This is a genomic window from Mesorhizobium sp. M0119 (assembly GCF_040322615.1).
Lineage (GTDB): Bacteria > Pseudomonadota > Alphaproteobacteria > Rhizobiales > Rhizobiaceae > Mesorhizobium.
On sequence record NZ_JAMYTU010000032.1, the window covers coordinates 38,632 to 57,742 of the forward strand.

General features: G+C 64.0%; 21 protein-coding genes and 1 tRNA gene. 15 read left to right on the forward strand and 7 right to left on the reverse strand.

All coding sequences use genetic code 11. From position 1 onward, the window contains the following. Positions 1-49 precede the first annotated feature (49 nt). From NKJ40_RS24005 to NKJ40_RS24015, 3 genes are read left to right on the forward strand one after another with little or no spacing between them, the layout of a single operon-like run. Positions 50-1,540, forward strand: a complete 1,491-nt coding sequence (locus tag NKJ40_RS24005) for an ABC transporter ATP-binding protein (RefSeq protein ID WP_502903748.1) — start codon at positions 50-52, stop codon at positions 1,538-1,540. Beyond that, complete coding sequence (locus tag NKJ40_RS24010) at positions 1,540-2,595, forward strand: ABC transporter permease (protein ID WP_352468188.1); 1,056 nt, start codon at positions 1,540-1,542, stop codon at positions 2,593-2,595. The genes NKJ40_RS24005 and NKJ40_RS24010 overlap by 1 nt, the downstream gene beginning before the upstream one ends. Continuing rightward, a complete protein-coding gene (locus NKJ40_RS24015; protein ID WP_352468189.1) occupies positions 2,592-3,536 on the forward strand; it encodes an ABC transporter permease in 945 nt (314 codons plus the stop codon). Before NKJ40_RS24010 ends, NKJ40_RS24015 begins: the two co-directional genes overlap by 4 nt. Positions 3,537-3,550: 14 nt before the next feature. Here the strand turns inward: NKJ40_RS24015 and NKJ40_RS24020 are convergent, their stop codons facing one another. After that, on the reverse strand, positions 3,551-4,318 hold the full coding sequence (locus NKJ40_RS24020) for an SDR family NAD(P)-dependent oxidoreductase (protein WP_352468190.1): 768 nt from the start codon (positions 4,316-4,318) through the stop codon (positions 3,551-3,553). Between the two features lie 267 nt (positions 4,319-4,585). Between NKJ40_RS24020 and NKJ40_RS24025 the strand changes: the two genes are divergently transcribed. Together NKJ40_RS24025 and NKJ40_RS24030 are read left to right on the forward strand one after the other, a co-directional pair. Then, positions 4,586-4,741, forward strand: a complete 156-nt coding sequence (locus NKJ40_RS24025) for a hypothetical protein (RefSeq protein WP_023678176.1) — start codon at positions 4,586-4,588, stop codon at positions 4,739-4,741. A 130-nt stretch (positions 4,742-4,871) separates the two neighbouring features. Then, entirely contained in the window at positions 4,872-5,822 is a 951-nt protein-coding gene (locus NKJ40_RS24030) for an LLM class flavin-dependent oxidoreductase (protein WP_352468191.1), read from the forward strand. A 34-nt stretch (positions 5,823-5,856) separates the two neighbouring features. On the opposite strand, the gene NKJ40_RS24035 is transcribed toward NKJ40_RS24030, so the two are convergent. From NKJ40_RS24035 to NKJ40_RS24045, 3 genes are read right to left on the reverse strand one after another with little or no spacing between them, the layout of a single operon-like run. Next, entirely contained in the window at positions 5,857-6,807 is a 951-nt protein-coding gene (locus NKJ40_RS24035) for a dihydrodipicolinate synthase family protein (RefSeq protein WP_352468192.1), read from the reverse strand. Then, on the reverse strand, positions 6,797-7,792 hold the full coding sequence (locus NKJ40_RS24040) for a Gfo/Idh/MocA family protein (protein WP_352468193.1): 996 nt from the start codon (positions 7,790-7,792) through the stop codon (positions 6,797-6,799). The genes NKJ40_RS24035 and NKJ40_RS24040 overlap by 11 nt, the downstream gene beginning before the upstream one ends. Next, positions 7,789-8,760, reverse strand: a complete 972-nt coding sequence (locus tag NKJ40_RS24045; protein ID WP_352468195.1) for a Gfo/Idh/MocA family protein — start codon at positions 8,758-8,760, stop codon at positions 7,789-7,791. Before NKJ40_RS24045 ends, NKJ40_RS24040 begins: the two co-directional genes overlap by 4 nt. A gap of 100 nt (positions 8,761-8,860) precedes the next feature. Here NKJ40_RS24045 and NKJ40_RS24050 point away from each other — a divergent pair, with 100 nt between their 5' ends. The 7 genes from NKJ40_RS24050 to NKJ40_RS24080 all read left to right on the forward strand — a co-directional run bounded on the left by NKJ40_RS24050 (position 8,861) and on the right by NKJ40_RS24080 (position 16,026). Continuing rightward, positions 8,861-9,574 (forward strand): FadR/GntR family transcriptional regulator, encoded by a 714-nt coding sequence (locus NKJ40_RS24050; RefSeq protein ID WP_352468196.1) that lies wholly within the window; start codon positions 8,861-8,863, stop codon positions 9,572-9,574. A gap of 32 nt (positions 9,575-9,606) precedes the next feature. Next, positions 9,607-11,187 (forward strand): ABC transporter substrate-binding protein, encoded by a 1,581-nt coding sequence (locus tag NKJ40_RS24055; RefSeq protein ID WP_352468197.1) that lies wholly within the window; start codon positions 9,607-9,609, stop codon positions 11,185-11,187. A 66-nt stretch (positions 11,188-11,253) separates the two neighbouring features. After that, positions 11,254-12,213: an ABC transporter permease gene (locus tag NKJ40_RS24060; RefSeq protein WP_352468199.1), complete on the forward strand. Its 960-nt coding sequence runs from the start codon at positions 11,254-11,256 to the stop codon at positions 12,211-12,213. Next, a complete protein-coding gene (locus tag NKJ40_RS24065) occupies positions 12,213-13,115 on the forward strand; it encodes an ABC transporter permease (RefSeq protein ID WP_352468200.1) in 903 nt (300 codons plus the stop codon). Before NKJ40_RS24060 ends, NKJ40_RS24065 begins: the two co-directional genes overlap by 1 nt. 18 nt (positions 13,116-13,133) lie before the next feature. Next, on the forward strand, positions 13,134-14,051 hold the full coding sequence (locus tag NKJ40_RS24070; protein ID WP_352468202.1) for a dihydrodipicolinate synthase family protein: 918 nt from the start codon (positions 13,134-13,136) through the stop codon (positions 14,049-14,051). Then, positions 14,048-15,058 (forward strand): ABC transporter ATP-binding protein, encoded by a 1,011-nt coding sequence (locus NKJ40_RS24075; protein ID WP_352468217.1) that lies wholly within the window; start codon positions 14,048-14,050, stop codon positions 15,056-15,058. The genes NKJ40_RS24070 and NKJ40_RS24075 overlap by 4 nt, the downstream gene beginning before the upstream one ends. Next, entirely contained in the window at positions 15,058-16,026 is a 969-nt protein-coding gene (locus NKJ40_RS24080) for an ABC transporter ATP-binding protein (RefSeq protein WP_352468203.1), read from the forward strand. The genes NKJ40_RS24075 and NKJ40_RS24080 overlap by 1 nt, the downstream gene beginning before the upstream one ends. Before the next feature lie 16 nt (positions 16,027-16,042). Here NKJ40_RS24080 and NKJ40_RS24085 read toward each other — a convergent pair whose 3' ends face one another. The 3 genes from NKJ40_RS24085 to NKJ40_RS24095 form a co-directional block, all read right to left on the reverse strand. Next, positions 16,043-16,756 carry a haloacid dehalogenase type II gene (locus NKJ40_RS24085; protein ID WP_352468204.1) on the reverse strand — a complete coding sequence of 238 codons (714 nt, stop codon included), beginning with the start codon at positions 16,754-16,756 and terminating at the stop codon, positions 16,043-16,045. Positions 16,757-17,047: 291 nt separating this feature from the next. Then, entirely contained in the window at positions 17,048-17,368 is a 321-nt protein-coding gene (locus NKJ40_RS24090) for a DUF167 family protein (RefSeq protein WP_352468206.1), read from the reverse strand. Positions 17,369-17,381: 13 nt separating this feature from the next. Further along, the gene (locus tag NKJ40_RS24095) at positions 17,382-17,672 is read right to left on the reverse strand and encodes a YggT family protein (RefSeq protein WP_023678162.1); all 291 of its coding nucleotides are present in this window, start codon (positions 17,670-17,672) and stop codon (positions 17,382-17,384) included. A 164-nt stretch (positions 17,673-17,836) separates the two neighbouring features. Between NKJ40_RS24095 and NKJ40_RS24100 the strand changes: the two genes are divergently transcribed. The 3 genes from NKJ40_RS24100 (at position 17,837) to NKJ40_RS24110 (ending at position 19,107) form a co-directional block, all read left to right on the forward strand. Further along, positions 17,837-17,912: transfer RNA gene (locus NKJ40_RS24100), tRNA-Ala, on the forward strand. Positions 17,913-18,148: 236 nt separating this feature from the next. Then, positions 18,149-18,604, forward strand: coding sequence for a hypothetical protein (locus NKJ40_RS24105; RefSeq protein WP_352468207.1), 456 nt, complete (start codon positions 18,149-18,151; stop codon positions 18,602-18,604). 74 nt (positions 18,605-18,678) lie between these two features. After that, on the forward strand, positions 18,679-19,107 hold the full coding sequence (locus NKJ40_RS24110; protein ID WP_352468209.1) for a hypothetical protein: 429 nt from the start codon (positions 18,679-18,681) through the stop codon (positions 19,105-19,107). Positions 19,108-19,111 lie beyond the last annotated feature (4 nt).

A 19,111-nucleotide genomic window follows, 5' to 3' on the forward strand; every position in this document is an offset into this window, starting at 1 on the left:
CCAATTCCGATCGGGAGCACCCTTGTCAACGCCTGCCCCTCTCATCGAAATGCGCGGCATCTCCAAGAGCTTTGGCGCCGTCAAGGCGAACGAAGCCGTCGATCTCAGCGTCGCGCCGGGTGAAATCCTCGGGCTGCTTGGCGAAAACGGCGCCGGCAAGACGACGCTGATGAATGTGCTGTTCGGCGCCTATGCGCCCGATGCCGGCGAGATCCTGGTGCAAGGCCGGCCGGTGGCGATCAACAGTTCGGCCGATGCGCTGGCCGCCGGCATCGGCATGGTGCACCAGCATTTTCATCTCGCATCGCGGCTTTCGGTGCTGGAGAACCTCTTGATCGGCATTCCCGGCAGATCGGGCCGGATCGACCGCGCCGGCGGGCTGGCGCGGCTCGCCGAGATCGGCCGCCAGCACGGGCTGACGCTCGACCCGGACCTTCCCGTCGCGGCGCTGGCGGTCGGCGAGCAACAGCGGCTCGAAATCGTCAAGGCACTGTTTCGCGGCGCAAGACTGCTGATCCTCGACGAGCCGACGGCGGTGCTGGCGCCGACAGAGGTCGACGGGCTATTTTCGGCGCTGCGCTCGATGGCGGCACAAGGGCTCGGCATCATCTTCATCTCGCACAAGCTCAACGAGGTGCGGGCGCTGACGCATCGCTGCGTCGTGCTCAGGCACGGGCGCGTCGCCGGCCGGGTCGATGCGCCGGCCAGTACGACGTCCTCGGAGATGGCGCGGCTTATGTGTGGGCACGAGATCGTGCCGCCGGCCAGGGGGCCATCGACGCCGGGTGCGGCGGTGCTGACCCTCGACGGCATCTCGACGTCGCGCCATTCCGGCATGGCGCTGCGCGATGTTTCGCTGTCGGTCCGCGGCGGCGAGATCCTTGGCATCGCCGGCGTCTCCGGCAATGGCCAGCGCGCGCTTGCCGAGGTCATCTCCGGCGTGCGAGCGCCCGATGCCGGACAGATGACGATAGCCGGCAAAGCGGTTTTGCGGTTCTCGCCGCGCGACGTGCAGGCACTCGGCCTCGGCCGCATCCCGGAAGACCGCATGACGACCGGGCTGGTCACCAATCTGCCGCTTGCCGATTCGATGGTGCTGCCGCGCATCGGCACGGCGGCGTTCAGCCGCAACGGCCTGCTCAAGCTGGATGCGATCCGCGCCTTCGCCGAGGCACAGATCAAGGCCTATGACATCCGCTGTCCCGGGCCGATGACGCGCGCCGGGGCGCTTTCCGGCGGCAATCTGCAAAAGGCGCTTCTGGCGCGCGAACTCGCTTTCGATCCGAAAGTGCTGGTTGTTTCGCAGCCGACTCGCGGCCTCGATATCGGCGCCGCGCGCTTCATCCACGAAAAATTCCTCGACATGCGCGCCAAGGGCTGCGGCATCATCGTCATCGGCGAGGATCTGGAAGAGTTGCTGATGCTCTCGGATCGTATCGCGGTGATGTATGAAGGCCGCATCGTCGGCACGCTGGACAGCGCCGACGCCAGCATCGCCAAACTCGGGTTGATGATGACCGGGGCGGAGGGAAAGGCCTGATGTTCCGCCTCGAGGCACGCACCTCAACGCCCACCTGGTTCAATCTGGCGCTGCCGCTGCTCGCCATCGGCGCGACGCTCATCCTGTGCAGCGGCCTTATCGCACTGGCCGGCGCCGGCGTCGTCGAGGCTTATGGCGTGATGTTTTCGGCGTCGTTGGGCGACAGCTACGCCGTCACCGAAACGCTGGTGCGTGCCACCCCGATGATCTTCACCGGGCTTGCCGTGGCGGTCGCCTTCCGCGCCAAATTCTGGAACATCGGCGCCGAAGGGCAATTGCTGGCCGGTGCCGTGGCGAGCTGTGCCGTCGGCGCGATCCCGATGCCGGGGCCGCTCGCTATGCTGCTGATGGCGCTGGCGGGCGCCGCCGCCGGCGCGGCCGTCGCCCTGATCCCCGCCACACTGCGGGTGAAATTCAGGGTCGATGACGTGGTCAGCTCGCTGCTGCTCAATTCGGTCATTTTCTACGCACTGATGGCGCTGATCGAGGGGCCATGGAAGGATAGTTTCAGCGGCTACCCGATCTCGCCGCCGATCGAGGATACGGCCAATTTTCCGGTGCTGCTCGAAGGCACGCGGCTGCATCTCGGCGTCGTCGCGGCGCTGGTCGCAGCACCCCTGATCTGGTTCGTGGTCGCGCGTACGACGCTCGGCTTCCGCATCAGGGTCACCGGCGAAAACCCCGAGGCGGCGCGCTATGGCGGCATCAATGTCGAGCGGGTGCTGATTTCGACGGCGCTGCTCTCCGGCGCGCTGGCCGGCCTTGCCGGCGTCGGCGAGGTCGGCGGCGTGCATTTCCAGGTGATGAGCGACATCTCGCCGGGCTATGGCTATTCCGGCATCGTCGTCGCCATGCTGGCGAGGCTCAATCCGCTCGGCGTGGTGCCGGCGGCGATCTTCCTTGCCGCCGTCATGACCGGCGCCGAGGCGATGTCGCGGGCGACCGGCGTTCCGGCCTTCCTCAGCGAAGTCATCCAGGGAACGGCGCTGCTCGCCATGCTGGTGGCGCTGCTGTTCACCGCCTATCGCATCCGTCGCGTGGGAATTGCCAAATGAGCGTGGTGCTGGAACAGATCTTCCAGGTCGGCTTCCTCGCCGCGATCATCCGCATCGCCACGCCGCTGGCCTTCGCGACGCTGGGCGAAATGTTTTCCGAACGCGCCGGCGTGCTTAATCTCGGCATCGAAGGCATCATGCTGTTGTCGGCGATGACCGGCTTCACCGCGGCGAGCCTCAGCGGCAGCCTCTGGCTTGGCGTGCTTGCGGCAGTGCTGACCGGGGCACTGATGGGCGCCGTGCATGCGCTGTTCACGGTGGCGCTCGGCCTCAGCCAGCATGTCTGCGGCATCGGCGTGACGCTGTTCTCGTCGGGCCTTGCCTACTTCCTCTACCGGCTGATCTTCGGCCAGCAATCGGTGCCACCGAACATCAAGGGGTTCGAGACGCTGCCGATCCCGATACTATCCGGCATTCCGGTGCTTGGGCCGGCGGTGTTCAACCAGTTTTCGCTGGTCTACATGGCGATGCTGTCTATTCCCCTGGCCGCCGTCGTGCTCTACCGCACACCGTGGGGCCTGTCGGTTCGCATGGTCGGTGAAAACCCGCGGGCCGCCGATTCGGCCGGCGTCATCGTCATCGCCACGCGCTTCCAGGCGGTGATCCTCGGCGGTGCCTTGATGGGGCTGGCCGGTGCCTTCCTGTCGATGGCGCAGTTCAACGCGTTCACCTTCGGCGTGGTTTCGGGGCGGGGCTGGGTGGCAATCGCGCTCGTCGTTTTCGGCCGCTGGGATCCGTGGCGTTCGGCAGGTGCTGCACTGCTGTTTGCCTTCGTCGACGCCTTGCAATTGCGCATGCAAGCAAGTGGGCTCGGACACATTCCTTACGAGGCGTTCCTGATGCTGCCGTTCATCTTCACCATCGTTGCCATGGCGGTGATGTCGCGCAATGCGGTAGCCCCGTCGGCGCTGCTCAAGCCATTCCGGCGCGAAGAGCGGTAACGGCGCTTCGCCTTTCACATCGCGGTGAAGCCGTTGTCGACGAAGAGATGGGCGCCGTTGACGAAACTGGCCTCGTCGCTGGCCAGGAACAGGGCTGCCTTCGCCACCTCTTCCGGCTCGCCGATCCGCCCTTGTTGCGCGGCCATTGCCGCGTCGGAGACATCGACGCCGAGTTTGTCGAGATCGGCGACCTCGTGCAGGCCATGCGGTGTCCTGATGAAGCCTGGACAGACCGCGTTGCAGCGGATGTTGCGGTCGCGGAACTCGACGGCAATGGCGCGCGCGAACATGTGGCAGGCGCCCTTGGTGGTGTCGTAAAGCACCTCCATCGGCGTCGCCGCCACTGCCGAGATCGACGAGGTGCAGACGATGGAACCGCCGCCGGCGGCGATCATGCCGGGCAGCACGGCGCGCGTCATCAGGAACATTGAACGCACATTGACGGCATGCAGCCAGTCCCATTCTTGCAGCGTGGTCTCCAGGAAGGGTTTGATGACGATGGTGCCGGCGTGATTGAACAGAACCGTGACCGAGCCGAATTTTTCCATCACGCCCGTCACCGCCGCTTTGACCTGCGCCTCATCCGATACGTCGGCGACCCAGTGCTCGGCGACATGGCCGCGTTGCCTGATTGCCGCTGCGGTAGCGGCGGCAGCTTCGCCGTTGCGGTCGATGATCGCCACCTTGGCGCCCTCGGCCGCGAAAAGCTCCGAGGCCGCACCGCCCATTCCCGTCGCGCCGCCCGAAATGATGGCGACCTTGCCGGCCAGTCTTGTGCCCATCTTTTGCTCCCTGCTGCCTTGCCGTGACGTCCCGGCTTTCCGCTGAAGCAGCGATGCTATCCTTCGTCCATTGGATCGCCAAGGAGCCACAGACACGTGGACCTGACATTTTCTGCCGTCACCCCGGCGTGCCTCAAAAGGCAGCGCTAAGCAGTAAAAGCACTAAGTTGTCCGCCGTTTGGAGAAAATTGTTCTAAGGGTCGCGCGAAAATAGCACTCGACAAAGTCTACTGATTTTATAGATTAAGCGCCGAGACGGAGGTCGATATGTCCTATAGCCAGAACGCTCAGACTGCCCGCAAAGGCCAAAGGCTGGGTTCCGACCAGGTGTGGCGGCCGGCCTACGCCGGCGCTTTCGCCTATCTCGTCTTTGCCCTTGCGTTTGTATTCACCGGGGCAGTGGTACTGGGGCTGATCCCCTGATTGTCAAGGCTCTGATCATCGAGGCTTCCTCGGGATAGCGGCCTGCCGTTTGCAGAAATTCCGGAGTTGATGAACCGAGTGCCGGTGCGCTTTTGCGCGCCCTGATTCCAACGTGATGGAGGAGATGGCAATGCCGATCGAGTTCACGCATGTTCCCGGTAAGATCCACGCTGCCGACGCCAGCTTTTTCTATGACTTTGTCGAGACCGCGACGAAGCTGTCACCACTGATCGAGGATGCCGGATTCCAGAGGATCGTCATCGACGACCAGGCCGGGCTGCTGACCAATATGGACCTTGCCGCCCAGACGCTGGACCGCACCTCGTCGCTGGAAGTCGTTCTGACGCATTGGGCAGGCGTGATCGAACCAACCGTGGCGGCGCGGCAGCTCGCTGCCCTCGACGCGAGAAGCGGTGGCCGGCTGTCGCTCAGGATGCTCAGTGAGCCGCTGAGCGACGACGATGCCGAGGCACGTCCGGCCGGCCATACGGTGGTCTGGCAGCGCATCGACGAATATCTGGTGCTGCTGAAGCGGTTGTGGTCGAACGACATGCCGTTCGACCATGAAGGCACCTTTTACAGCATCAAAGGCGGCTATGTGCCGCGCAAGGGGCCGCATGGTGCCGATGTGACCATCCGCATGGGCGGGCAGTCGGGCACCGCGCTCAGGGTCGCGGGCAGGCATGCGGACGTGTTCGAGCTGGCGCCGGGCTCGCTTGCAGAAATCCGCCAGTCAATGGAGCGCGTACGCGGCGCCGCCGCCGAACACGGCCGGGCCGGCAAGCTGCGTTTCGCGCTTCCCGTCCGAATCCGTTTGGAAGACAAACCTGCCGCTTCCTGCCAGAAGGCGGTCGAACTTGCCGGGCCGCCGGCGCAGGTCGCGCTGTCGCTGCTTTCCTACGCCGCTTTGGGGATCAAGGAGTTCATGATCGTCGGCGTCGACAGGCCGCGCGAGATTGCGACTGCCGGCCGCGAGGCGATCGCGCTGCTGCGCAATTCGCTGGCGCGGCGCGAGGCCGATGTCCCTCAGCCGGGGGCGTTTGCGTCACGCGCGACACAGGGCGCACGCGCCGGCTGCTGAAGAGCCTCGGTCGTCCCGCGCCTTGGTGACGGGTCTACCACCATTCCGGGAAAGCCGCGTGAGCGGCCCTGGCCAGTGTCGGGATTTCCTGATCGGGAACGGAGCTGTAAGGCCAGAGCAGTCGCGGGCCGAGCGGCGCCCAGCCGCCGGCCGCCGCCATCGCCTTGTCGAGTGCTGCATCACCGACATTGTAACGGGTGCGAAACGGTAGGACATGTGCGGCGAGGAAGGCCTGTATGCGGGCCTCGACCTCGGCAGCGGCGGCCATGTCGGTGCGGATCATTTGCCACCACATCACCGCGCCCTTCGGGTTGAGGCAGGCAACGTTGGAATAGCTGCCGTGAGCCCCTCCAGCATAGCCTGTTGCCAGCGTGTGGCCGGGGACGAAGACGGAAAATCCGTCCAGTTTGCGGCGCATATCGGCATACCAGCGGGCGTCGCCGCCCGGCAGTTTGGCGCCGACCAGCGACGGAATGGCCGCACGCAGCTTCGCGATGCCGTCGAGCGTCAGGCGGCGCTTGGCGTGCGGCGGGTTGTAGAGCACCAGCGGCGTTTCGGGCGCGGCTTCGCAGAGGCCGCCGACAAAGCGCATGACCTCATCGTCGCTGGGCGGCCACCAGTCGGGCAGCGTGAATTGCACCGCCGTCGGGCGAAGCGCCGCCACCCGTGTCAGCCGCTCCAGCGCAACGCGCGGATTGGACTGGCTGATGCCGATCTGGAAGGGAAGGCGCGCGCGGCCGGCTATTCTGGCAACCAGCTCACAAAGCCGGTCGAATTCGGGCTCGGTCTGGCAATGGAATTCGCAGGCCGTGCCATTGGAATAGACGCCGTCGACGCCTGAGGCGCAGAGCCGGGCGATCGTCTCTTCCGTCGCCTGCCAGTCGATCGCTCCGCGATCGTCGATGGCCAGCATCACCGCACCCCAGACGCCGCGCGGTGCGTGTGCGGGCAAGCGGGCTAGGTGGTCGTTAAGATCAGCGTGCACCGGCGATCTCGCGTTCGCGGCGGGTTTCGTTCGAGGCAAAGGCAGCCTCGATGATGGCGATCATCTTGCGCCCATAAGCGCCGTCGACCGGCACCGGCGTGTCGTCGGCGATGGCATCGCGCATTGCGCTCCATTCGCGCACCAGCGCGTTATGCATCCAGTTCGGCTCAAAGGAACCGGGCAACTCGGTCCAGACCGTATCGCGGCCAAGCATGGTGCCGCGGTCCATGTCGATGCGCAGCGTTCCCCGCTCGCAGACCAGGTCCATGGCGTAGGTGGTGGCGCCGGTGCGATAGCCGACGCTCTGCACCTGGCCGATGCCGCCGCCGGCGAAACGCAATCCAAGCAGGGCGCTGTCGTCTGCTTCCTGGTCATGGAACTTGGCGCCGAGCATGCCGCTCACCGACACGACATCGTCATCCATCAGCCAGACCAGGCGGTCGAGCGCGTGGATGCCGGCCGTCAACAGCATGCCGCCGCCGGTCGCCTTGCGCAGATGCCAGTCGCGGCGATTGTGCTCCATCCACAGCTTGATGATCCAGCTCGATCCGGTGAGCGGCCGGCCGAGTTCGCCTTCCTCCAGAATTTGCCTGGCAGCGATGCAGGGCAGGGCGAAATGCATGAGATGAGCCACCATCAGCTTGACGCCGCTCTCGGCCACAGCGGCGTTGATCGCATCGCAGGCGGCCGCCGTCGGCGCCATCGGCTTTTCGAGCAGGATGTGCTTGCCGGCCTTTGCCGCGCCGATGGCCATTTCGGCATGGAGGTGATGCGGGCTGGCAATGAGGACCGCGTCGACCTCCTTGTCGTCCAGCAGCCTTCGCCAGTCCGCGTAGCCGCGGCCGCCATGCTCGGCGGTGAATTGCCGCAGCGCGTCGGCATTTCCACGAGAGGCGGCGACGAGACGAATGCCGCCAACCTCACGGATTGCCCGCGCATGGGCTGCGCCGAAATCGCCAGCGCCGATAATTCCTATTCCAATCATGGTCCTGCCTTTTGATAAGCGGCGTCGATCAGCGACATCGCCGCAACATAATCCTCGATGGACGCGGACGGAGGCGCGTTTCTCGCCAGCCGGTCAAGCGTATCGCGCATGAACAGACGATAGCGCGTTGCCGGCAGCTCGACCGGCAAGTCGACGATTGCCGCATCGTCGAGCGTTGCGCAGATGGCATGGTCGCCATGATCGACCAGGGTCGCATTGGCACTGACGATGCGCCACTCGAAGTCACCGCCAGGGCGCATCGAAGCAAAGGTGTAGCCGGCCTCGACGATGAACAACGCTCCGGCTTCGTCTTCCAGCACCAGCAGCGCATGGTCCTCGACCGGGCCGGGATGGATGCGGTTCGCCATCGAAACGCTTTTCAGGCCGAGCTTGCCGGTTGCGAGGCTGAGTGCCGCGTCGACACCGTGTATGCCGAGATTCCTCAACGCACCGCCGCCACCAACCGCCGGGTCGACGACCCAGGCGACACCGTCGGCGATGTAGCGTTGCGGCGGGCCATTGACCAGCCGGAACTGGCAATGCGCCATCGGGCCGGCGCGACCTTGCCGGCGCAGCCGTTCAAAGCCGGCAACGGCCGGCCCGAAACGGTTGGGCAGGGGAACAGCGACAAAAGCCTGGTGCTGCCTGGCAAGCTCGCGCAGCGCTATCAGTTCCCCCGTATGGCTGACCGCCGGCTTCTCCAGGATCAGCGGTATCCCTGCCGCGATGATCGCGCGTGCCCGCGCCGGCACCATCGAAGGGTGTCCCATCAACAGGATCACATCCGGCGGGCTGGAGAGTATTTCCGTGAAATCTTCGATAAACGGCAGGTCGTGGTGTGCGGCGAACGCATGAGCGTGGCCAGGATTCTCGTCCGAGATACCGGCGATCTCCGCACCGTAAAAGCGTGCGGCGTCGAGGTGCATTTCGGCATGCCAGTGGCTCGAGCCGGCGAGGGCAATCTTCATTCGGAGGCAGCAGGTTTGTTATGGGCTTGCAGGATATCCTACAAGTAGCTATACGACAAGCGGCGGGCAGGCGAATCCGGCGGATGATGAAAGCAGTGCGATGGCGGAACTGAAGTCGATCGAACCGTTGAGCAGACCGCCGCTGCTTCACGTCACCGTGCAGGAAAGCCTCAGGGCCTATATTGAAAGCAACCAGCTCAAGGCAGGCGATCCCCTGCCGCCGGAGACGTTCCTGGCGCAGCGGCTCGGCGTCGGCCGCAACTCCGTGCGGGAAGCCATCAAGGCGTTGGAATCGATCGGCATCCTGGAGACGCGGCGCGGCATCGGCGTGTTCGTCAAGGAGTTCTCGTTCAAGCCGCTGCTGGATAACCTGGCCTACGGCTTGCAGGATTCGCTGCGCGATGTCGAAGAGCTGCGCGAAATCCGCCGCGTGCTGGAAACCGGCCTCATCGCCAAGACGATCGAGATGATCAGTGCCGAGGACATCGAGGCGCTGCGCCAGTTGACCGAGCGCATGCGGCAACGTGCCGAGCGCCATGAGAGCTTCGCCGAAGAGGACCAGCAATTCCATCAGTTGCTGTTCCGCTGCCAGAACAATCACATGCTGAGCGCGCTGATCGACATCTTCTGGACGGCGTTCAACAAGGCCTCGAATTTCACCAATCTCGACAATCCGACGCCGCTGGCGACATGGCGCGACCATCACGAGATCGTCGAGGCTGTCGCCGCCAAGGACGTAGACCAGGCGCGTCGGCGGCTCGACGACCATTACCGGGGGATCCAGCAGGTTATCGCCAAAAACCGAGCAAGCTGAAGAACAACCTGAATATGCCAAGGGAGGAAACCATGCGCATCAGGACCATCGCATTCTCAGTCGCCGGGCTGCTGCTCGCCAGCATTGCCCCATTGACCAGTGCCCAGGCACAAAGCGCCAAGACCATTGCGGGCGGCTTCGACGTCGGCCCCGGCGGTTTTCCCAAGAACTTCAACCCGCTGGTCGCGACCGGCGGCTACACCTGGCTCAGCACATATTTTGAACCGCTGGTCATCTACAATGCCGGGCTGACCGATATCGAAGGCGATCTCGCCAAGGACTACAAGATCAGCGACGACCAGCTGAGCTATACGTTCAACCTGGTCAACGAGACCTGGCATGACGGCAAGCCGTTCACCTCGAAGGACGTCAAGTTCACCCTCGAGCTTGCCAAGAACAAGACCTCCGGCAGCCTGTTTGCCGCCCGCCTCGCCAACATCGCCTCGGTCGATGCGCCGGATGACCACACCGCAGTGGTGAAGCTATCGAAACCGAACGGCTCGTTTCTATCCATCCTCTCGCAGCTGATGATCCTGCCGGAGCATGCCCTGGCTGCTCTGCCGCCGGAATCGCTGGCGACAAGCACCTGGTGGTCGACCGCTCCGGTCGGCACCGGCCCGTTCAAGTTCAAGCGCTACGTGACCGACCAATATGTCGAACTGGCAGCCGATGATGATTATCGCGGCGGCAAGCCGAAGGTAGACGTGCTCATCAACCGCTATTTCGAGTCGCCGGCGGCGGCGGTTGCCGCGCTCCGCGCCGGCGAAATCCAGTTCACCTATGTCGAGCCCGACGATGCGGCATCGTTCAAGAGCGACAGCAATTTCAAGGTGATCGAAGGTGCCTCCTATGTAGTCAACTATATCGGCCTGAACCAGAAGGTCGACCTGTTTAGGGATATCCGTGTCCGCCAGGCGATCATGTATGCGATCGACCGCAACGCCATCATCGACAGCCTGTATGGCGGTGCCGCCAAACCAGCCAATTGCGGCTATGTCGCGCCGCATCTGGTTCCCGCAGGCCTCGAACCCTATGCCTACGATCCGGCAAAGGCCAAGGCGCTGCTGACCGAGGCGGGCTGGGACAAGATCAATGGCGACAAGCCGATCACCTTGCTGACCTATTACGGCTCGCCACAAGCGGCCAATGTGATGGCCGCTGTCCAGTCGATGCTGGCCGAGGTCGGCATCAATGTGGTGCCGCGGGTCGTCGATACGCCGACCTACAACGGCATCGTCTACAAGCAAGGCACGCCGGACTGGAACGCCTTTCCGATGGTCTATGCCGGCCTGCAGAACGGCCCCAACCCGGCCGGCCTCAATCCCGGCCTCAACAAGTCACAGATCCCGCCGGCAGGCTTCAATACCATGCGCATCGAGTTCGAAGACCTGAGCACCGCATTGGACGCCGCGCTCGGCCAGACCGATCCGGCCAAGCTCGACGCCTCCTGGCAGGAGGTCTGCAAGGTGATGAACAAGGAGCTGCCCTGGGCGACGTTATGGGTGGCCAACCGCTATGGCGTGGCCTCCAACAAGCTGCGTGACTTCGTCTGGACGCCGGCGCCGGGCGGCGGCCCCTACGCAGCTCACCCCGAGCGCTGGGACATCCAGTAAGAACCCCGCAACCAAGCGAGCAGGCGGGACCACTTTGGCGCCGCCAGCCACCGCCACGGAAAGCCCATGTTGAGCTTCATCGCCCGCCGCAGCGCCACAGGACTGCTGATGCTGGTCGCGCTCAGCGTCCTCATCTTCATCCTGCTGCGGCTGGCGCCGGGCGATCCGATCGACGCCTATATCAACCCATCGGTCCCCATGTCGGCTTCCGACCTCGAGGGCCTGCGCGAACGGCTCGGGCTCGATCGGCCGCTTCCCGTGCAATATCTCGCCTGGCTGCGCGCGGCGCTGAGCGGTGACTTCGGCTATTCGATCCAGCGCAGCGGCGTTGCCGTGCTGCCACTGGTCATGGAACGCATCGGCCCGACGGCGCTGCTAATGGGCACGGGCCTGGCGATCGCCATCGTGCTCGGCATTTCCGCCGGCATTTTCAGCGCGGTGCGCCGTAACGAACCGTCCGACATCGCGCTGTCGGTGTTGTCTTTCGTCGGCATCTCCAGCCCGGCTTTTCTGACGGCGCTGCTCGGTCTCTATTTCTTCTCGGTATTGCTGCGCTGGGCGCCGTCCGGCGGCATGCAGACCGCCGGTGCGCCGTTCTCGGCGACGGATGTGCTTGCGCACCTCATCCTGCCCGCTTGCCTGCTGTCGATCGGCCATGCCGCGCTGATCATGCGCTACATGCGCGCTTCGCTGCTGGAAGTGCTCAACCAGGACTACGTGCGGACGGCGCGCGCCAAGGGCGTGCGCGAGTTCTGGGTGATCATCAAGCACGCCACCCGCAATGCGCTCTTGCCGGTGATTACCCTGATCGGCTCGACCGTCGGCATCGCCATCGGCGGCGCCATCTTCCTGGAAAGCGTGTTCAACTGGCCGGGCATGGGACTGCTTCTGGTCAACGCCGTCGGCACCCGCGACTACCCGGTGATCATGGGCGCCACCCTGGTGATCGGCGTTTGCGTCATCCTGGTCAATCTCTTGACCGACGTCGTCTATGCCGTCGTCGATCCGCGCATTCAGGTGGCTTGATGGCAATCACCGCGCCAGATCCTACAGTTGACCCGACAGCCGCGCCGCAAACCAAGGGCCCGCTTCGCCGCGCGCTCGACCGCTTTTTTGAAAACCGCGCGGCGCGTGCCGGGCTTTTGATCGTCATCCCGATCCTGCTGGCGGTTTCGATCTATCCTCTGTGGTGGCCGTTCGGCCCCAACGCCATCGACCTCAGGGCGATGAACAAGGCGCCGTCGGCCATTCATTGGCTGGGCAGCGACGGCGTTGGGCGTGATGTCATGGCACGGTTGCTGCAAGGCGGGCGGATCTCACTGCTGGTTGCCATCTGTTCGGTTGCCATCTCGACCGTCATCGGCTTCCTGATCGGCGCCGTCGCCAGCTTTGGCGGGCGTCTCGTCGACGGCACGGTGATGCGCTTCGTCGATCTGGCGATGACGCTGCCGCCGGTGATCTTCCTGCTGGTGCTGGCTTCGATTGCCGGCACCGGCATCGCGCCGACCATCCTGGTGATCTCGCTGCTCTCCTGGCCGGTGCTGTCGCGCATGGTGCGTGCCAGGCTGCTCGAACTGCGCGAGCGCGACTTCGTCGTCGCCGCCCGCGGCATGGGGGCGGGGCTGCCGCATCTGCTGTTCCGGCACGGCCTGCCCAATTGCATCGATATCCTGGTCGTCTATGCCACCTTGCAAATCGCCAACGCCATCCTGCTCGAGGCCGGCCTGTCCTTCCTCGGCCTCGGCATCGCACCGCCCGAAGCCAGCTGGGGCAACATGCTCAATCTCGCCCGCTCCACCGTCGTGCTGGAAAATTACCCCTGGCAATGGATGTTCCCGGGGGCCGCACTGGTGCTCACCGTGCTCGCCATCAACTTCATCGGCGACGGCTTGCGCGACGCATTCGACCCTCGCTCCGATCTCAACTGACCTCAAAGGTTCATCAAAATGCCTCTGTTTACCGGCGTCGTGCCACCTGTCGTCACCCCGCTCAATGCCGATTTCAGCATCGACTTCCCGTCGTTCACGCGGACCATCGAGAACCTGCTCGACGGCGGTGTTCACGGGCTGTTCGTGCTCGGCTCGACCAGCGAGGTGGTCTTCCACGACGAAGCGGGCCGCAGGGCCATCCTCGAGCACGCGGTCAGGGTCAATAACGGCCGGGTTCCGATCTTCGCCGGGGTCATCGACCCGACGACCGATCGTGTCATCAACCACGCCCGCATCGCCAGATCGGCCGGCGTCGACGCCATTGTCGTCACCGCGCCATTTTATACCCGCACCAGCCAGCCCGAGATCGGCGATCATTTCCGCTACATCAAGGATGCGATCGACCTTCCCGTCATCGCCTACGATATCCCGGTCTGCGTTCACATCAAGCTGGAGCGCAAGACCACGGTCGGCCTCGCCAGGGAAGGCGCCATCGCGGGCATCAAGGATTCCAGCGGCGATGACGGCAATCTGCGTTACGTGCTCAAGGACATGGCCGACGACCCCGGCTTCTTCGGCATGACCGGCTCCGAGATCCTGGTCGACAGCGTGCTGGCCATGGGGGCGCATGGCGTCGTGCCGGGCCTCGCCAATGTCGACCCGCATGGCTATGTCAGGCTGTGGAAGCTGATGCAAGCCGGCCAGCATGCCGAAGCCCGGGTGGAACAGGAGCGGCTTTTAAAGCTATTCGAGATCGTCTGGATATCGCTCGGCAGGACAAGCGCCGGCTCGGCCGGCGTCGGCGCCTTCAAGGCAGCGATGAAGAGCCTCGGCATCATCGCTTCGAACACCATGGCGCGGCCGCAACGCAGCCTGAACGAGGAGGAAACCGCAAAGATCGACATGATCCTTCGCGATGTGGGGCTGCTCCGCTGAGTGTCGCGCCGATCCTCTCGATTTCCGGCCTGCGCGCGGTGTTCCGCATTGCGGGGCGCAACATCGCGGCGGTAAGGGATGTCGACCTGACGATCGGCTCCGGCGAGACGGTGGCGCTCGTCGGCGAATCCGGGTCCGGCAAATCCGTCACCAGCCTGTCGATCATCGGCCTCTTGCCGAAAAGGGTCGGACACATTGCCGAGGGATCGATCGCGCTGCGGCGCAAGAACGGCACGGTCACCGAGCTGACCAGCCTCGATGCCGAGTCGCTGCGCAAGATACGCGGCAACGAGATCGGCATGGTGTTCCAGGAGCCGATGACCAGCCTCAATCTGGTCTACACGATCGGCGAGCAGATTGCCGAACCGATCCGCATCCATCTCGGCAAATCGCACCGCGAGGCAGAAGCAGACGCGGTGCGGCTGCTCGAGCAGGTCGGCATTCCCGATCCGAAGCGGCGGGCGCGGCAATATCCACACGAACTGTCAGGCGGGATGCGCCAGCGCGCCACTATCGCGATGGCCCTGTCCTGCGATCCAGGCTTGCTGATCGCCGACGAACCGACAACCGCATTGGATGTCACCATCCAGGCCCAGATCCTCGATCTCTTGGCCGAGCTGCAGGTTCAGCGCGGCATGGGCATCCTGTTCGTTACTCACAATCTCGGCGTCGTAGCCGAAATCGCCGACCGGGTAGCGGTGATGTATGCCGGGCGTATCGTCGAATCAGGTCCGGTGAGCGAAGTGTTCACCCGTCCGCGTCATCCCTATACCGCAGGGTTGATGCGTTCGGTGCCGCGGCTCGGCCAGGCCACGGCGCTGAAGGCGGCGGGGACGCCGCTGCCGACCATTGCCGGCAATGTTCCCTCGCTCGCCTTGCTGCCCAAGGGCTGTTCCTTCGCGCCGCGTTGCCCGATGGCTATCGCTGCCTGCCGCGCCGCGGTCCCGCCATTGTTTGCGGCGACGCCGACCCAGCAAAGCCGCTGCCTGCGGTGGGAGGAGCTTTGATGGTGGACGCCCCCTTCCTTTCGGTCAAAAACCTGACCAAGTATTTTGCGCCGACAGCGTTCTCGCGGGGCCCGGTGGTCCGGGCGCTGGAGGATATTTCCTTTGATGTCACGCGCGGCCAGGTGGTCGGCCTGGTCGGCGAATCCGGCTCCGGCAAGACCACGATCGGCCGCTCGGTGCTGCGTCTGATCGAGCCGACATCCGGCCAAATCAACTATGGCGGCACCGACATCACCAAGCTGGGTGCCGCCCAGTTGCGCCGCCAGCGCCGCAAGATGCAGTATATTTTCCAGGATCCCTTCGCCAGCCTGTCGCCACGCATGACGATAGGGCAGATCCTCACCGAAGGCCTGGACATTCAAGCCATTGGCAAGAAGTCCGAGCGGCGGGCGAAGGCGGAGAAGGCACTTGCCGCGGTCGAGTTGCCGTTCGACGCCTATGACCGCTACGCCCATGAATTCTCGGGTGGCCAGCGCCAGCGCATCGGCATCGCCCGGGCGCTGACGCTCGAGCCGGAATTCATCGTCGCCGACGAGCCGGTCTCGGCACTCGACGTCTCGATCCAGGCGCAAATCATCAATCTGTTGCGCGACCTGCAGCTCCGGCTTGGCCTGACCATGCTGTTCATTTCGCACGATCTGGCCGTCGTCGAGTACATCTGCGACACGGTCATCGTGCTCTATCTCGGGCGCATCATGGAGGTTGCGCCGGCGGCCGAGCTCTATGCCCGGCCGCAGCATCCCTATACGCGCGCGCTGCTGTCGGCCATTCCGTCGCTCGATCCGCTGGCCAGGCGAGGCCGGCAGGTGCTCAAGGGCGATATTCCCAGCCCGGCAAACCCGCCGTCGGGTTGTGTTTTCCGGACCCGTTGCCCGTTTGCGCTGGCGGCTTGTGCCGGGGCTGTGCCGCCACTGAGGGCGACAGCCGAGGGCCATCTGAAGGCCTGCATCCGCGACGACATCGCTTAGGTTTTCTGCCGTCTGCCTACGGGAGAACTTGAGCGAGATGGACAAGGTCGTCTGCCAGGAAGTCCCAGCCCTCGAGGGGCGAGAGATCGGTCGTCTGCGCCGGGCCATGCTCTCTTGGCCGAGCAACAAATGCGGTTCCGATACCGCACCGTCGTGCCGCGGCCAGATCGTCATTATGCGCGGCGATTAACACGGCCTCCGAAGGTCGCACCCCCAGAATCTCCACTGCGCGGAGATAAGCCTGTGGCGCAGGTTTGTAGGTGCCGAACACATCCGAGCCAAGGACGGTGTCCCAAGGCAGGCCGGCGCGCTTGGCCATATCCAGTAACAGCCGGGTATTGCCCCCCGACAAAGGCGCGATGATGAAGCGTTCCTTCAGCCTCGCAAGGCCTTTCAGCGAATCGGGCCACGGCTCCAGCCGGTGCCAGGCGAGATTGAGTTCCTCAAGTTCGGTGGCCGGCAGCGCGGATGGGGTCAGTCCGAACTGGACGAGAGTGGCGTCCAGATTTTCCCGGTTGATCACGTCGAGTGAAACGAAAGGCCGGTGCCCTGTTCGCACCGCCTCGGTCGAAGCGTCATAGCGCAACGCCCACGCACCGGCGAATTCACCGGGATCGACCTGCTCTGCACCATTTCGCGCCAGGAAGGCGCCGGCCTCGCTTGCGATGCCGCTGCGCCAGTCGACGATGGTTCCCAAAACATCGAAGAATAGAACTCGAGTAGTGGTCATAGTGAGCTTTCCGGTCGGGGTTGCGGTGCGTGTCCTGCCGCATCGGTCGCGACAGGACGGATCGACCTCGTCGAGTTGCTGATCAGATAGTCGAGATGTTTAAAAGCCTGATCGCGAAGGTGGTTCCCCCGACCTCATTGAAACGTCGTCGACGCCAACCCATATGCAATCCGCGTCGGATGTTTCCTCCCATTCGTCCGGCGCGTTCCCCTCTGAAGGTTTTCGACCTTCACATCTGGCCGGGCTTTGCAGCCCGGCCTTTTTTCTGCTGGGTAAGTGAGCGAGCCGAAATCATGGCGCAGTCGTGCCCAGCGCATCGACGCGTTTCGCCAGCGCCGCGGGATCGCCAAGCACGCGCAGCGTCTTCAGCCGACCTGTGCCACCGGCGACGATCGAGACGTCCGACGCCGGCACGCCAAGCGCTTTGCCGACCAGCTTTTCCAGCGCTCGATTGGCGGCTCCGTTTTCCGGCACGGCGCGGACGCGGGCTTTTAGATAGCTTCGCCCATCCGCCGATGCTTCGATGCCTTCCAGCCTGTCCATCGCCGCTTTTGGCGTCAGCCGAACGAACAGGTCGATGCCGTCGGCGCGCGTGCGGAACGGCGCGCTCATTCGACGCCTGAACTCAGACGACCAGCGAAAGCACGGTGGTGAGCAGGAACTGCCGGATGAAGAACAGGATCAGCAGCAGGATGATCGGCGAGATGTCGATGCCGCCGAGATCAGGCATGAAGCGGCGGATCGGCCGCAGCGCCGGCTCCGTCAGCCGATAGAGCATGTTGCTGATGGTGTCGACGAACTGGTTGCGCGAGTTGACGACGTTGAAGGCGTAGAGCCAGGAAAATATCGCCGAGGCGATGATGATCCACCAGTAAAGGTCAAGCGCCATGACAATGGTCTGAATGAGGGCGATCATGCCGGTCTCCGATTGTTGCCGACATGTAGCCACTGTAGGGGAAAGCGGCAAGAGCCGCCTTCCGCTGCATAGCGAAGCCGAACGAACGGTCCAACGGCATTTCGGCAGCAAGCGCAGCCTTGACAGGAAACCTCGGCGGCCGATAAAAGCCCCATCCGCTGGACGGGGCTGTAGCTCAGCTGGGAGAGCGCGTCGTTCGCAATGACGAGGTCAGGAGTTCGATCCTCCTCAGCTCCACCAGCGGAATTTTTCGAACCCATGCGCGATCCATGCCCGAGGACATCTCCTTGGTTGCCATGGCTCTCCTCGGATGAAGCAACCGAATGCATCGTGAGCTGACGGCGTTGCACTGTCGTCGCCGGGCGAGTTCACATCGGCGATGTAAAGACCCTCTACACCAGTAGCTCATGCGGCCTATTGCCACTGCGCCTCGTCCTTGCCAGACTTGGCCATCTTCAAACCGAGGGGAGTTCGCCATGACCAGCACTACAAGACGCGATTTTGTAGCTCTTACAGGGGTGGCAGCGACTGCCTTGGTCGGCGCTGTTGCAACACAAGCGACCGCTGCCGAAAGCGATGCATCGCCATCGTTCGATGAGGTCCTTCAAGAATACAATCAAAACAATACGGAAAAGACCAGATCGAAGCTGGCGATCTATGTGGTCCTTGCTCATCTGCACGCCAGCCTCGAGAAGGAATTTCGAGACCTTGGCCTGGTGCTGCCTTTGGGAAAAAAGGCGTTGCCGTCGAACCTGCCGGCAAATTTCGACGACAAGCAGGTCGAGCCCCTTCCCTGGCTCTTCAAGTCCGAGGCGACCGAAGAAGAAAAAAAGGGCTATGCGACGATTGCAATGCGAATAAATGCAGTGACGGCAAGACACACAGCGGACGTAAGCGTCGGGGTCACGCATATCATGTCACACAAGGGATAGCCGCGACCCTTGCCAGCCCGCGGGCGAGCTGACACCCTGTTTCGCGAGGCGACTGCGCAGCCAGAGTCCCAAGAATGGATAAATTCTCCCAGGACGCGCCGCGCGAGATAGCAAAGCTCTCGGCACCCCGGCCAGTGGGAATTGTCAGCCGTCCGCGCGTAGTGGCGCTGCTTTCGCAGGCCCTCGACAGCGGTGCATGCTGGCTGGCTGCGCCTGGTGGATACGGCAAGACCACCGCGGTGATCGACTTTCTGGAACAAGGCGGGCTGGAACAAGGCGGGCTGAAGCAAGGCGAATCGGCTTACAACTGGTATCGGGTCGACACCGAGGACCAGGACGTTGCGCGCCTTTTCCACTACCTGACGCTGTCGCTCGACGGCGGGGCGGGCGGCCAGCCCGGCGGCAGTGCGGCATATTCCGCCCAAAGAAACCACATCGGGCGGCGGGGGGGGACGGCGTTTTTTTGTAGGGGAGGTCCCCGCCGCCCGCCGAGGGAGGAATAACAAA